A 13,351-nucleotide genomic window follows, 5' to 3' on the forward strand; every position below is an offset into this window, starting at 1 on the left:
ATATATTGTTTTATTTAATTTATAAATATTGAAATGGTGGACTATACGCCAATGGCGTATACTTGGGGTTAGAGGGGTTGTTTAAACGCGCCGGAGAACCGTTATGCGCCGTCCTGCATCGCCTCAAAAATCCCCTAAAACGCCGGACCCACAACTTGCCTTCATCACCTCAGCCATCCGCAAGGCCGACAAGATGCTGCATTGTTATCACCCCTTCCAGGTGAGACAGGTCCGGCAGTCTGTTGGCGGCAGCCAGCGGGAGTTCGCCACACGTTTTAGCCTCAGCCCGCGCACCCTGGCGAGCTGGGAAAGCGGACGGCGCGGCCCTGACCGGGCGGCCACGGCCCTGCTGAAAGTCATCGCCTATGCGCCGGAGGTGGTGGACGCGGCCCTGAAAGCCGACCCGGACCTGGTTGGCCGGGCTGCTGAGCAGGCTGAGCACCCTGAAAGCGATGAACGCGATTAAATCGCCGTAATCGTCGCACGCTTGAGATTGACGCCTAAGCGAACCACGTACAGAGTCTGAGAACGAGATCACAGTTCAGGACATGCCGCTATGCCAGCACCATCTATGCCAAAAAAGCCTCTCACGCGCCGGGCTTTCAGCGCCCTCACCGTTGCCGCAACGGCGGCAGCCGCTATAACAACGCGCCCTACCGCCTTGAAAGCACAAGAAAAAATGATGACGCGGCCAATCCCTTCGTCGGGCGAAGCCCTGCCGGTGATCGGCCTTGGCACGTCCAGCTCGTTTATTGTGGACCGCAGCGATGCCGAGGCCATGGCGCAACGCAAGGCGGTGATTCAAACCCTTCTGGACAACGGTGGCGCGCTGATTGACACCGCGCCCTCCTATCGCGGCTCCGAAGCCATTGTGGGCGATCTGGTGAAAGACCTGGGCGTACGGGACGCTGCGTTTCTGGCCACCAAAGTCCGGGTGGAAGGCGAGCAGGACGGTCTGGAGGAGCTGGAAGCCTCGTTTGATCTGCTGCACAGCGACAGCATCGACCTCATTCAGGTTCATAACCTGGTCGACACCGACCGCAAGCTCGGCACCATGCGGGAATGGCGCGCAGATGGCCGCTATAAGTACATCGGCATCACCCACTGGCGGCCCGAAGCCCAAGAGGCCCTTGTGCCTGTTATGGAGCAGGAAAAGATCGATTTCTGCCAGTTTCAGTACAACATCGAGGAACGCAGCGCGGAAAACCGCCTGCTGCCGATCGCCGCTGAGCTTGGCGTCGCCACCCTGATCAATGTGCCGTTTGGCCGGGGCAGCCTGTTTGAGCAGACAGCAGGCCGGGACATCCCGGACTGGGCCGCAGAGTTCGCCTCAAGCTGGGGACAGTTTTACCTGAAATTTATTCTGTCTCACCCCGCCGTCACCTGCATCATTCCGGCCACCAGCAAGCCCAAGCATATGGTCGACAACGCGGGCGCAGGCATGGGGCGCTTGCCCGATGCCAAAGAACGCCAGCGGATGATTGAGTACGTGGAGCGTATTTAAACGTTTAGAGCCTGTCGTCAGGACGCATGTTTGTCCCGACCATGCTCCCCCGCTGGCACAAGACGCTGGCACAAGCGGCCTAAACGTTAAGCCGCTGAATGCGGGTAATGAGACTATCGCTTTTGAAAAGAAAAAATAGCAGGCTTTTGAATTACGCCCGCATCAATGTTAATGGCTTTTCGGATGGTTCATTTTTTGCCAACTGGCAAGGTCGTCCATGACCGTTGGTAAATGGACAATGAGGGCCGCCGAGATGGCCCGCGATGTGCTTTCCCATCATGTTCAACCTGAAAAATAACTTTAAACGTAATACAATACGTATTACGTTTAAAGCATGGAATCAGCAATGTCGTTTGAATGGGATGCGGATAAAAACCGTGAAAACGTCACAAAGCACGGAGTTCGCTTTGAAGATGCTGTGAAAATTTTTGACGGTTTTACGGTCAATCACCTCGATGTTCGGTCTGAATATGGCGAAGACCGCGAAATTAGCATTGGGATGATTAGCGGCGTGGCCATCTTGGTTGTTGTTCACACAGACAGGAACGGCGTTTGCAGAATTATCTCTGCCCGCCCTGCAATTAAATCAGAAAGGAGAAGATATGAGCAAGCGATACGAGAAACCTTTGACACTTGAGCAGATAGCCAACGTGCCAGATAATCAAATAGACACAAGCGACATTCCCGAACTGGATGAAGCCTTTTGGGCTAATGCGAAGGTCACTCCACCCCGCACAAAACCGAACGTCAGCTTGCGGGTTGATGAGGCTGTCGTGGCCTATTTCAAAGCAGAAAATCCAAAGGGATATACGGCCCGAATGTCTGCTGTATTGGCGGCCTACGTTCAGGCACACCAGCCAAAATAATCAACTTTAAAATATTATTGTGGTGTCCATGGCTCAAAAACAATTTAAGGCGTGAACCTTTAGCGGCAGCATATCTTTTGAGTGCCTTCATTGTGGGGCGGGTTGTGCAGCCTTCCAGTTTGGCAATATAAGATTGGGATGTTCCCATTTTTTTGGCCACATCTTCTTGCGCCATGTCCTCATGAGCGCAGGCACGGGCCGCTTGCCCGATGCCAAAGAACGCCAGCGGATGATTGAGTACGTGGAGCGTATTTAAACGTTTAGAGCCTGTCGTCAGGACGCTAAATGGCAGGTGCCTTACTTCCGCAGGCCTTGCTTCCAGGTCATCTTTTTCTTGCAGTTGCTGCACACCCTTTCCCCGGCCCATTCACTCGGGAATGAGTCTTTACACACCAGGCAATCGCGGTTTTTTGGATTGTGTAAAGGGTCTATGGCAGGAGACCGTTTCGGCTTCGTGATGTAGCTCATGATTGTTTTTCCGCCGCGTCAGATAAGCGATGAAGATCCGCAAACACGCTTGCTATCAGCAAATTGCACTGAGGGGCTTGCACTTGCGCCAACTTCGCGTAGAGCTCCAGATGGTGTTTCACCTTACGCATTACGCTTTCCAGGGAGTCTGCTTGCGAATTCAGAAGGAGGCTTTCGAATTCATCTTCGCGTGTGCGATGCGTTGCCGCCCCTAATTCACAGTCAAGTTCATGTTCATTTTCATGATGACGCGCGCGGCGGCTTTTTATCGCGGCCCGATTGGAGTTAGAGCGGTAACTGTCGAGATCAATTGGAAAAAGCAAAACTTGAACCTTCTTTTAGACGTCAAACCATGCGTTCGGCTTTTGGACGGCAAAACGTGCTTTTAGATATCAATCCCGCGCTAAAACTTTGCCATTAGCCCTATCGGAGGTCGGCTATAACGGCGTATCTCGTTCCAACGCTGCGTCCAGATCCTGTGGTAAAATGATCAACGTCCGGCTCCTGCCTTTTTTAACAGTCCCGGTTGGAACATGAAGGCGGATCTCTGTTCGCCGATAAGCTGGAAAAGACATACCCAACAGAAGTTCTTCGTCGGTTTCTACATCGTACGTGCCGGCCGGAAGCTCGTGTTTAGAGTCTCCCAGAAAAAAAGGACTTGCAAAGGTAACCGTCGTCTGAGTTGTGCGTGTCATCACAGGCCCTCGCGGACTGATCCAACGCTAGACTGAAGTGAAGAGACTCAAGACCAGCGTCGGATACTGGTGGGGCCAGCGGCTAGTCTTTTTTAGCCGGTGGCTTTTCTGGTTGTTTTGCTTCAGACGGTTTTGGAGCTGGTGCTTGGCCTGCAACAGAGGTTGGTTTTTTAGGACCATCACCTTGATCTGTCTTTTCAATAGAATCTTGTTTTGTGGAGAATGATTTGTAGGACATCAAATATCCTTAATATGTCACAGGAATAATCTCCTGCTGTTTATTACGTGGTGTCTCAATAGATGATAATCAATAGATCAGTGATTATTATAAATATAAGAAATTTTATTATCCTTATATATCAAGGTACTCGCTTTTTACTTGCAAAATACTATAATTTGTTTATACTCTAGAAAATTGAGGACCATTGCTAAGTGAATTCCTGGCCCTCCATAATGAAGACTTGCGCACCACACGCAGGGCTTGGTTAGAACGAGAACCAACGCTGCACTTGCACTTAGATTCTTGCAGCCCCCAGATCCTGCGCTGCAGTGGACCTGGCTTCCGCGCTACTGCTGATCCTGTGGAAACAACAGCAGCTGTAACCATGATCAGTTTGGATCGTTTTTATAAAACGCCGGTCATCTGGACTACTTGGCCAAAATACGAGCGCTCATTCAGCGCAAACCAACATAGAAATAGAGAGATTAAGTCTTATGACTTCACCCGCGCATAGCTTCAGAGCAACCTTCTTTATTCTGATATCCGGGCTATTTGTTGCAAACACCCTTGGGACCGCGCACGCGCAGCCTGCTGCAAACACAATCCCTGAGAATGCGGTTGAGAGAAGCTACGGACGCGGGTGGGACTGCAGTCCAGGTTTTAAAGCCAACGAAGAAAGCTGCGTTAAGGTTGTCGCCCCGGACAATGGGTATCTCACCGGTAGCCTCTCTGGCACACAATGGAACTGCCAGATTGGATATAAGAAAGCTCAAGACTCTTGCGTTTTCATCGACCTTCCGGACAACGCCTACCTCACAAACAAATCATACGACAACGGTTGGGAGTGCGGTCGCGGATATCGTAAGTCCGGTGACACTTGCGCTGCCATCGTATTGCCTGACAACGCCTACCTTACCAATGCCGCCTACGGCAGTGGCTGGAAATGTGAGCGAGGGTATAATGAAAATGCTGAGGGGTGTGCCGCGTTAACGCCCCCCGCCAACGCCACGCTGACCGGCACATCTTATGGGCGCGGTTGGGAGTGCATGCGCGGTTATCGCCGCACGGGAGAGTCCTGCGCGCCTATTGAGGTGCCGGCCAACGGCTATGCAACAGATACGTCATACGGCACTGGCTGGCAGTGTGATCGGGGCTATAAATCCAACAACGACAGTTGCGATGCCGTTATACTGCCTGCAAATGCCAATCTGGATTACTCAGGCAACAATTGGGAATGCAGCCCGCCGTACCTTCGGGAAAATGATCAATGCACCTTAACGCGTTAAGACCGCTAAATCAGAGAGCCTAAATATCCGCGTACATATGGGTTTCAGCCTTGCCGCCCGGATGCGTGACCGCACCGTCCTTGGCATCACCAACGGTTTGGGCGTATTTCCAGATCGCGCCCGACTGATAGTCATGGGCACGGGGCGCCCAGGCTGAGCGGCGTTTGGCCAACTCTTCCGGATCCACTTCCAGATCAATGATGCCTTCAACCGCGTCCAGGGTGATCATGTCGCCATCCTGAACCAAGGCGATGGGACCGCCAACTGCGGCTTCCGGCCCGACATGGCCGATACAGAACCCACGGGTTGCGCCAGAAAAGCGGCCATCGGTGATCAGGGCGACTTTGTCACCCATGCCCTGCCCGTACAACGCCGCCGTGGTGGACAGCATTTCGCGCATGCCCGGGCCACCGCGCGGGCCTTCATAGCGGATGATCAACACATCGCCTTCTTTGTATTCACCCTTTTCAACCGCCTTAAAGGCGTCTTCTTCACAGTCGAAGCAGCGCGCCGGACCCCGGAATTTCTGGTTTGCCATCCCCGCAACCTTAACAATAGCCCCATGAGGCGCCAGCGTGCCTTTCAGGCCCACCACGCCACCCGTGGCTGTGAGTGGGTTAGAGGTCGGGCGGATGACGTCCTGGTCTTCCGGGAATTTCACATCGGCCAGGTTCTCCGCCAGAGTTTTGCCACTGACGGTCATGCAATCGCCGTGCAGATAGCCGCCATCCAGTAGCGCCTTCAGCAGCACAGGCACACCGCCGATATCGTAGACATCCTTGGCCACATAGCGCCCGCCGGGCTTAAGATCGGCGATGTAAGGCGTTTTCTTGAAGATTTCGCAGACGTCATCCAGATCGAACTTGATGCCCGCCTCATGGGCGATGGCCGGAAGATGCAGCCCGGCATTGGTGGAACCGCCCGAGGCCGCGACCACAACAGCGGCGTTTTCCAGAGATTTGCGGGTCACGATATCGCGTGGGCGCAGGCCAGAGGCGATCAAGCGCATCACGGCCTTGCCGGACTCTTCGCCATAGTGATCGCGGGATTCATAAGGCGCAGGCGCTCCGGCCGAGCCGGGCAGCGCCAGGCCCATAGCTTCTGACACACAGGCCATGGTGTTGGCCGTAAACTGGCCACCACAGGAGCCCGCCGACGGACAGGCCACACATTCCAGCTCAAACAGGTCTTCGTCCGACATATTGCCCGCCGAGTGTTGGCCAACGGCCTCAAAAACATCGGCGACGGTGACGTCTTTGCCTTTAAACGTGCCGGGCAGGATGGAGCCGCCATACATAAAGACAGACGGCACATTCAAACGCACCATGACCATCATCATGCCGGGTAAGGACTTATCGCAGCCCGCCAAACCAACAAGCGCGTCATAGCTGTGGCCGCGCATGGTCAGTTCAACAGAGTCCGCAATCACATCCCGGGACACCAGAGACGACTTCATCCCGGCATGGCCCATCGCGATCCCATCCGTCACGGTGATGGTGGTGAATTCACGCGGACTGCCGCCCGCTTCGGCGACGCCCTTTTTAACGGCCTGAGCCTGACGGTTCAGCGAGATGTTGCAGGGGGCCGCTTCGTTCCAGCAGGTGGCGACCCCGACAAACGGACGATGAATCTCTTCTTCGGTCATGCCCATGGCGTAATAGTAAGACCGGTGCGGCGCGCGCTCCGGGCCTTCCGTCACATGGCGTGAGGGCAGCTTGGATTTATCGAATGTGAGTTTTTGACCGTCGTCAGGCATGGAAACGTCCCTTAAGAAATCGAGTGGTTTATGGCTTCTTCATAGGGCGACAGCCGCCAAAACGCCAGGATTTTGGGCGGCTCACCGCTTGTTTTGGGCGGTTCACCTCTGGCTTAGAAAACCTAGGTCAGATAGCCTTTAAACGCTCTAGGGCCTCAAGCACCTTGGCTTTGGCGTCTTCCGCCGCTTTCAGCCGGTCCTGATTTTCTTCCACCACCTCCGGCGGGGCTTTGGCGACGAACCCAGCATTTCCTAGCTTTTTGGAGATTTTAGTGATCTCGCCGTCGTGTTTGGCGATCTCTTTCGTCAAACGGGCGCGCTCCTGGTCGAGATCGATGACATCGGCCAAGGGCAGAACCAGCGTCATCGCACCGAATACCGCTTGCACTGCGCCTTTAATGCTGAGATCACCCTCCACGGCGGTAATGGAATTCAGCCGGGCATTGGCCTGAATCAGAGCGCGATGGGCCTCTAAACGGCCCCGCGCCTCAGCGTCCGCATCTTTGACGCTGATGTCCAGCTTCGCCCCGGGCGGCACGTTCATCTCGGCGCGGACCGACCGAACCGCTGAGATCAGGTCCACGACCCAATCTATGTCCTTTATGGCCATTTCCGCTTCCGCATCGGGGGCAGACAGACCGGCATAGTCGGGCCAGTGCCCGTTGATCAGCGCACTGCCCCGGTTTTCATCGGTCCGGCGCCATAGGTCTTCGGTGACGAACGGCATGAGTGGATGGGCGAAGATGAGAATTTGATCCAGCACCCAGGCGGCGGTGGCGCGGGTTTCCGCTTTGGCGGCTTCGTCCTCGCCCATAAACACGGGCTTGGCGAATTCCAGATACCAGTCGCAGAAGCTGTGCCAGGTGAAGTGATACAGCGCATCGGCGCTTTCATTGAAACGATACGCCTCAATGGATGCCCCGACCGCGTTGCCGGCCTCTGCGGCTTTGGCGACAATCCAGCGGTTGAGCGTGCTGGTGACCGACTTGGGATCAAAAGCTGCCGAAGACACACATTCGTTCATCTCGCAGAAGCGGGCCGCGTTCCAGATTTTGGTGATGAAGTTGCGATAGCCCGCAATGCGCTGCTCCGACAGCTTAATGTCGCGCCCCTGGGCGGCCATAGCCGTGAGGGTAAAGCGCACAGAGTCCGTGCCGTATTTGTCGCACAGCTCCAAGGGGTCCATGACGTTGCCCTTGGACTTGGACATCTTCTGGCCCTTCTCGTCGCGGACCAGAGCATGGATGTAGACCTCGCGGAACGGTACTTCGCCCATAAAGTGGATGCCCATCATCATCATGCGGGCGACCCAGAAGAAAATGATATCGAAGCCGGTGACCAGCACATCACCAGGATAATAGCGGTCCAGTTCCGGTGTTTTATCGGGCCAGCCGAGGGTCGAAAACGGCCACAGACCGGAGGAGAACCAGGTGTCCAGAACATCTGGGTCTTGAACCAGGTCTACGTCTTTGCCGTAATGTTTGGCAGCAGCGGCTTTGGCGGCGTCCTCGGTTTCTTCCACAAACACTGCGCCATCTGGGCCGTACCAGGCGGGAATGCGATGGCCCCACCACAGTTGCCGGGACACACACCACGGCTGGATGTTGCGCATCCATTCGAAATAGGTGTTTTCCCACTGCTTGGGCACGAACTTGGTTTTGCCTTCTTCCACCGCTTTAATGGCGGGCTGGGCCAGGGTGTGGGCATCGGCGTACCATTGGTCTGTCAGCCAGGGCTCGACCACAACGCCAGAGCGGTCGCCATAGGGAATGACCATCTGGTTGTCTTCAATCTTGTCCAGCAGGCCCAATTCTTCCATGGCCGCGACGATGGCCTTGCGGGCCTCGAAGCGGTCCAGGCCCTGATAGGGCTCGGGTGCGTTTTCATTCAGCGCCGCGTTCTCATCGAGCACGTTAATACGTTCCAGATCGTGCCGTCTGCCGACTTCAAAATCGTTGAAGTCATGGGCCGGGGTGATTTTCACCGCGCCGGTGCCCTTCTCCGGATCGGCATACTCATCCGCAACGATCGGAATTTTGCGACCGACCAAAGGCAGCACACAGTTTTTGCCCACCAAATCCGTATAGCGCTCGTCCTCGGGGTGCACGGCCACGGCGGTATCACCCAGCATAGTTTCAGGCCGGGTGGTGCCGACCGTGATGAACACGCCGTCCTGGCCTTCGACCGGATATTTGAAGAACCACATCTTACCCGTGGTTTCGCGCTGCTCGACCTCCAGGTCGGAGATGGCGGTGTGGAGTTTGGGATCCCAGTTAACCAGGCGCTTGTCGCGGTAGATCAGACCTTCTTTATGGAGGTGCACGAACACCTTGGCGACGGCCTTGGACAGACCGTCATCCAGGGTAAAGCGTTCCTTCTCCCAGTCTGCCGACGCGCCAAGACGGCGCAGCTGACGGATGATGGTGCCGCCGGACTCAGCCTTCCAGTCCCAGACTTTTTCAATGAATTTCTCTCGACCCAAATCCCGGCGATGAATCCCCTGTTCGGCCAGCTGGCGCTCGACCACCATTTGGGTGGCGATACCGGCATGATCGGTGCCCGGCTGCCACAGAGCGTCGCGATCTTTCATGCGGCGATAGCGGATCAGCACATCCTGCAGGGTGAAGGTCAGCGCGTGGCCGATGTGCAGGCTGCCGGTCACATTCGGCGGCGGCATCATGATGGTGTACGGCGCTTTGTTGGACTCGGTATCGGCGGCAAAGGCACCGGAGCGTTCCCACTCCTCGTAGAGCTTTTCTTCAACGTCGGCGGGATTGTAGGTTTTCTCTAATTCTTGAGCGGGCATAGGTCTGAACTTTATGTGTAGAAGTGTGGGAGTGGGTTTACCGTTGCCGGGCTTGAAGCGCAATGTTTGCCGCGTTTTCAACCCTAAGGCCAGGGTTCACGCGGATGTGTTCTCTGCTGTCCGGTTTTCGTTGTTTATACGCTTGAGCCAAGGCAAACTCTGGCGAATTTAAAACCAAATAGGTGCATTCATGACCAACTTGAAGTCGACTGTGACAGCCGGACTGGCTTTCGTGCTGGCCACTTTTTCCGCCCCCACGCTCTCCAGCGCCAACGAAGGCGTGCTGGTGTTTGGCGGCACCGGCCAGCTGGGCAAAGAAGTTGTGATGGATTTGGTCGAGGCGGGAGAAGACGTGACCGTGTTTGTGCGCCCAACGTCCAACCGCTCTGAACTCGAGACAATGGGCGTGTCTTTTGTCACCGGCGATGTACTGACTGAAAGCGATGTGGAAGCGGCGCTGAAATCCGGACCGTACAAAGTGGTGATTGACGCCCTGGCCCGTGACGGCGATGTCAACCCGGACTTCTACATCGACAGCATGATTTACATGGCCAAGTGGGCCAAGGAAACGGGTGTCGCGCAATTCATCCTACATGGCTCGGTGGGCGCCGGGCTGAGTCGCCCGATTTATCCTGAAGACAATTGGAGCCGGATGGGCAACACAATCACTGCCAAAGATTTTGGCGAGCGGCACTTAATGGAAAGCGGCGTGCCCTACACCATCATCCGGAACCTGGTGCTGTTGCCGGCGGACCTGAAAGAGTCGGGCAAGGCCGCCATCACCACCGATCAAACCAAGCGCGGCGGCGTGACCCGGGATGCCCTCGCCCGGCTGACCTTGGAATGCATGGGACAAGACCGCTGCCTCAACGAAATCTTCCACGCCTATGATGACGAGGTTGAGGTGCCGGAAGGCCGGTATCGCGACACGCTGGATGAATTCAAGCGTATGGAACAAGCCGCTCAATGAGGTCTTTTCTCTCAAGCCTAAAACTTGGCCTGCTGCTGCTGACACTTGCAGCGCCAGCCTCTGCCCAAAATGGCGTGCTGGTGTTTGGCGGGACCGGTCAGTTGGGGCGGGAGATTGTATCGGCCCTGGTTGAGGCGGGTGAAGACGTGACCGTGTTTGTGCGGCCAACGTCGGACAGATCAGCGCTGGACCCTTTGGGCGTGACATTCGTGACCGGCGATGTGTTGACCCAAGCCGACGTGAACGCGGCGCTGAAATCTGGGCCTTACAAAGTGGTGATTGACGCCCTCGCCCGTGACGGCGGGGTTAAGCCTGGGTTCTATATCGACAGCATGAAGTACATTGCCGCAGCCGCCAAAGAGACCGGCGTTAAACAGGTCATTTTGCATGGCTCCGTCGGCGCGGGCCTCAGTCATCTGAGTGACCGCGACCCGGGAGGTGAGTTCAGCGACCTGATGCTCGCCAAGGGTCTAGGCGAGCGTTACCTGATGGAAAGCGGCGTGCCGTACACCATTATTCGCAACTGGGCGCTGCTGCCCGCGCGTTTGAAAGAAACCGGCGCGGCCTTTCTGACCGAGGATCAATCGGCGCGTGGGCTGATCACCCGCGATGCCCTGGCCCGGCTGACGTTGGAGTGCATGGATCAAGCGCACTGCCTGAATGAAATTTTTCATGCCGTAGATGATGCCACAGATTTCCCAGAGCCGTTTAAAAGCCGGCTAAAAGCCCAACGCGATTGGGAAGCCCAGAACCAAAAGGATCGGGAGGCCCAAAACAGATGACGCGTTACTTAATCGCTTATGCGGCAACGGCTGCTGTGTTTCTGATCCTTGATGCGGTGTGGTTGGGTGTTATTGCGACGGACTTTTTCCAATCCCAACTCGGGCATTTGTTGAAAGACGAGATTGATCTCGGTGTTGCCGCTCTCTTTTATTTATTTTACGCCATTGGCATTGTGATCTTCGGAATCCGCCCGGCCCTGACCACAGGCCGTTGGCAAACCGCCGCCCTGTTTGGTGGGCTGTTCGGCTTCTTTGCCTACGCCACTTATGACATGACCAATTACATCACCCTGCCCGACTGGCCGCTGAGTGTGATTGCGGTGGACGTGAGTTGGGGCACGGTTGCGTCAGGGATTTCGGCGGTGTGCGGGTTTATCGCGTGCACGAGAATGAAGAATGGGGTCGCCGCCCTTCAGTGAAACCCACTTCTCAAGAAACGTCTTTGCCGCCTATGATTTCATTTACGTCACGATCAAAGCTACGCCATTGTGGGAACGTACATGTCACCACAGTGCCCGCACCGAAGACACTATCAATCCTAAGTTCCCCACAGTGCAGAGTCATGAATTCCCGTGCAATGGATAATCCTAGGCCGGTGCCATCAGCTCTTGTTGAACGGCTTTGACGGGATTGGAAAAACGGCTCAGTCACCTTTTTCAAATCCTGCTCCGGAATGCCCTCACCTGTATCTCTGACAATGATGCTCATTGCTCCTGCGCTATCAACAGTCGCGGAGATCGTCACTTTGCCGCCTTCACCGGTGAATTTCATAGCATTTACGAGCAGGTTAATGAGCACTTGTTTGATTGCGCGTGGATCGGCAGAGAGTAACGGGAGATTTTCTTCAAATTCTTCTTCTAGGGATAGAAACTCTACCTCTGGCCGAAACCTGACCTGTTTTATGACGTCATGAACAATCGCACGAACATCAATAAGAGTGGCTTTAATTCTATACTTGCCGACATCGAGTTGAGAATAACTGAGGGTATCATCAATCAGTTCTAACAAGTGTCGTGAACTGCTGTTGATGTCCGCGATGTATTCCAAGTATTTCGCGTTGCCAATCGGGCCCAGCTTTTCCTGTTGGACAAGATCTGAGAAGCCGATAATCGCGTTGAGCGGCGTGCGGAATTCGTGGCTCATGTTAGCGAGAAATTGAGTCTTCGCGGTGTTGGCCGCTTCCGCTTCAAATTGCTTCCCTTGAGCGAGCGTCTTCGCAGCTTTTAGATTCAAATAAGACTGACGAGACAGTGTCGTGAAGACGTGGGTGATCGAGCCGATGAATATTATGGCGAATAGTGCTGACCCAAAATAAACCATAGGGAGCTGATCTTCCGGGATCGGTGACGCGATGGGATAACCGCCCACGACCAAACCAACCATGGCGAGCAAGCCGAAGACCAGTGCGCCCAAGACTATGATGCGGTCACTCCCTCGTAAGTAATAGTATGAGAGAATTGGTACCGCACCGAACCACGGCCAGACAGGAGATGAGAAGCCACCAAAATTGACGGCTGTGGTGAACAAAATCAATTCCATCCACAAGAAACAGATAACCGCTAGCGTCGTAAGGGCGAGTTTAGTTTTGAGGAGCAGCGGAAAAGGAAAGTACATGGCCGTTAGGCACATGAGGGTAATAAGAGGCGCCGTGAACGGAACGCCGTGAGCATAATAAAACCCGAAGGCCAACAGTCCGCATGTCCCACCGGAAAAACATATTATGGTGAAATTTCTGCGGCGGACGGCGTCGTTATCATCAAATTGGTAAATCTTATCGTTCAAGGTCCAACACCGCATATAACTTATAGATGGGTCTCATTTTTCTATTACGATTATTAGACATAATAAACACAACTATTAATAGTGAGCGACCAACTAACGAATGTCCCCCAAGCCTACCCCTCGTCCATCACGATGCTGGGCTCGACTTAAAAAATATCACCCTGCCCGACTGGCCGCTGATTGTGATTGCGGTGGACCTGAGTTGGGGCACGGCTG

At 54.8% G+C, this 13,351-nt stretch carries 14 protein-coding genes; 7 read left to right on the plus strand and 7 right to left on the minus strand.

All coding sequences use genetic code 11. From position 1 onward, the window contains the following. The first annotated feature begins 103 nt into the window (after positions 1 to 103). The 3 genes from RIC29_16735 (at position 104) to RIC29_16745 (ending at position 2,141) form a co-directional block, all read left to right on the plus strand. Complete coding sequence (locus RIC29_16735) at positions 104 to 466, plus strand: helix-turn-helix domain-containing protein (protein ID MEQ8736573.1); 363 nt, start codon at positions 104 to 106, stop codon at positions 464 to 466. Positions 467 to 556: 90 nt separating this feature from the next. Further along, complete coding sequence (locus tag RIC29_16740; protein ID MEQ8736574.1) at positions 557 to 1,504, plus strand: aldo/keto reductase; 948 nt, start codon at positions 557 to 559, stop codon at positions 1,502 to 1,504. 346 nt (positions 1,505 to 1,850) lie between these two features. Further along, the gene (locus RIC29_16745; protein ID MEQ8736575.1) at positions 1,851 to 2,141 is read left to right on the plus strand and encodes a BrnT family toxin; all 291 of its coding nucleotides are present in this window, start codon (positions 1,851 to 1,853) and stop codon (positions 2,139 to 2,141) included. Positions 2,142 to 2,287: 146 nt separating this feature from the next. Here RIC29_16745 and RIC29_16750 read toward each other — a convergent pair whose 3' ends face one another. The 4 genes from RIC29_16750 to RIC29_16765 form a co-directional block, all read right to left on the minus strand. Continuing rightward, entirely contained in the window at positions 2,288 to 2,719 is a 432-nt protein-coding gene (locus RIC29_16750) for a helix-turn-helix domain-containing protein (GenBank protein MEQ8736576.1), read from the minus strand. Positions 2,720 to 2,834: 115 nt separating this feature from the next. Continuing rightward, positions 2,835 to 3,161: a hypothetical protein gene (locus RIC29_16755; protein MEQ8736577.1), complete on the minus strand. Its 327-nt coding sequence runs from the start codon at positions 3,159 to 3,161 to the stop codon at positions 2,835 to 2,837. A 114-nt stretch (positions 3,162 to 3,275) separates the two neighbouring features. Continuing rightward, positions 3,276 to 3,533 carry a hypothetical protein gene (locus RIC29_16760; protein ID MEQ8736578.1) on the minus strand — a complete coding sequence of 86 codons (258 nt, stop codon included), beginning with the start codon at positions 3,531 to 3,533 and terminating at the stop codon, positions 3,276 to 3,278. 82 nt (positions 3,534 to 3,615) lie between these two features. Next, positions 3,616 to 3,771 carry a hypothetical protein gene (locus tag RIC29_16765; GenBank protein ID MEQ8736579.1) on the minus strand — a complete coding sequence of 52 codons (156 nt, stop codon included), beginning with the start codon at positions 3,769 to 3,771 and terminating at the stop codon, positions 3,616 to 3,618. Positions 3,772 to 4,247: 476 nt separating this feature from the next. On the opposite strand from RIC29_16765, the gene RIC29_16770 reads away from it, so the two are divergent. Beyond that, on the plus strand, positions 4,248 to 5,039 hold the full coding sequence (locus RIC29_16770; protein MEQ8736580.1) for a hypothetical protein: 792 nt from the start codon (positions 4,248 to 4,250) through the stop codon (positions 5,037 to 5,039). A 19-nt stretch (positions 5,040 to 5,058) separates the two neighbouring features. Here the strand turns inward: RIC29_16770 and ilvD are convergent, their stop codons facing one another. Together ilvD and RIC29_16780 are read right to left on the minus strand one after the other, a co-directional pair. Further along, positions 5,059 to 6,795 (minus strand): dihydroxy-acid dehydratase, encoded by a 1,737-nt coding sequence (gene ilvD / locus RIC29_16775; GenBank protein MEQ8736581.1) that lies wholly within the window; start codon positions 6,793 to 6,795, stop codon positions 5,059 to 5,061. Positions 6,796 to 6,922: 127 nt separating this feature from the next. Beyond that, positions 6,923 to 9,601 (minus strand): valine--tRNA ligase, encoded by a 2,679-nt coding sequence (locus RIC29_16780; protein ID MEQ8736582.1) that lies wholly within the window; start codon positions 9,599 to 9,601, stop codon positions 6,923 to 6,925. Between the two features lie 190 nt (positions 9,602 to 9,791). Between RIC29_16780 and RIC29_16785 the strand changes: the two genes are divergently transcribed. The 3 genes from RIC29_16785 to RIC29_16795 are packed head-to-tail and all read left to right on the plus strand — an operon-like array spanning position 9,792 to position 11,772. Then, on the plus strand, positions 9,792 to 10,571 hold the full coding sequence (locus RIC29_16785) for an NAD(P)H-binding protein (GenBank protein MEQ8736583.1): 780 nt from the start codon (positions 9,792 to 9,794) through the stop codon (positions 10,569 to 10,571). Further along, on the plus strand, positions 10,568 to 11,353 hold the full coding sequence (locus tag RIC29_16790; GenBank protein ID MEQ8736584.1) for an NAD(P)H-binding protein: 786 nt from the start codon (positions 10,568 to 10,570) through the stop codon (positions 11,351 to 11,353). The genes RIC29_16785 and RIC29_16790 overlap by 4 nt, the downstream gene beginning before the upstream one ends. After that, positions 11,350 to 11,772 (plus strand): DUF2177 family protein, encoded by a 423-nt coding sequence (locus tag RIC29_16795; protein MEQ8736585.1) that lies wholly within the window; start codon positions 11,350 to 11,352, stop codon positions 11,770 to 11,772. The genes RIC29_16790 and RIC29_16795 overlap by 4 nt, the downstream gene beginning before the upstream one ends. A 10-nt stretch (positions 11,773 to 11,782) precedes the next feature. On the opposite strand, the gene RIC29_16800 is transcribed toward RIC29_16795, so the two are convergent. Beyond that, positions 11,783 to 13,135, minus strand: a complete 1,353-nt coding sequence (locus tag RIC29_16800) for a HAMP domain-containing sensor histidine kinase (protein MEQ8736586.1) — start codon at positions 13,133 to 13,135, stop codon at positions 11,783 to 11,785. Positions 13,136 to 13,351: the final 216 nt, after the last annotated feature.

Source organism: Rhodospirillaceae bacterium, from assembly GCA_040219235.1.
Taxonomy (GTDB): domain Bacteria; phylum Pseudomonadota; class Alphaproteobacteria; order Rhodospirillales; family Rhodospirillaceae; genus WLXB01.

Bases quoted from the DNA above. Each gene is read 5' to 3' on its own strand.
- RIC29_16780 (MEQ8736582.1), bottom strand. From the start codon at position 9,601: ATGCCCGCTCAAGAATTAGAGAAAACCTACAATCCCGCCGACGTTGAA.
- RIC29_16770 (MEQ8736580.1), top strand. From the start codon at position 4,248: ATGACTTCACCCGCGCATAGCTTCAGAGCAACCTTCTTTATTCTGATA.
- RIC29_16765 (MEQ8736579.1), bottom strand. From the start codon at position 3,771: ATGTCCTACAAATCATTCTCCACAAAACAAGATTCTATTGAAAAGACA.
- RIC29_16745 (MEQ8736575.1), top strand. From the start codon at position 1,851: ATGTCGTTTGAATGGGATGCGGATAAAAACCGTGAAAACGTCACAAAG.
- RIC29_16740 (MEQ8736574.1), top strand. From the start codon at position 557: ATGCCAGCACCATCTATGCCAAAAAAGCCTCTCACGCGCCGGGCTTTC.
- RIC29_16785 (MEQ8736583.1), top strand. From the start codon at position 9,792: ATGACCAACTTGAAGTCGACTGTGACAGCCGGACTGGCTTTCGTGCTG.
- RIC29_16790 (MEQ8736584.1), top strand. From the start codon at position 10,568: ATGAGGTCTTTTCTCTCAAGCCTAAAACTTGGCCTGCTGCTGCTGACA.
- RIC29_16735 (MEQ8736573.1), top strand. From the start codon at position 104: ATGCGCCGTCCTGCATCGCCTCAAAAATCCCCTAAAACGCCGGACCCA.
- RIC29_16795 (MEQ8736585.1), top strand. From the start codon at position 11,350: ATGACGCGTTACTTAATCGCTTATGCGGCAACGGCTGCTGTGTTTCTG.
- ilvD (MEQ8736581.1), bottom strand. From the start codon at position 6,795: ATGCCTGACGACGGTCAAAAACTCACATTCGATAAATCCAAGCTGCCC.
- RIC29_16760 (MEQ8736578.1), bottom strand. From the start codon at position 3,533: ATGACACGCACAACTCAGACGACGGTTACCTTTGCAAGTCCTTTTTTT.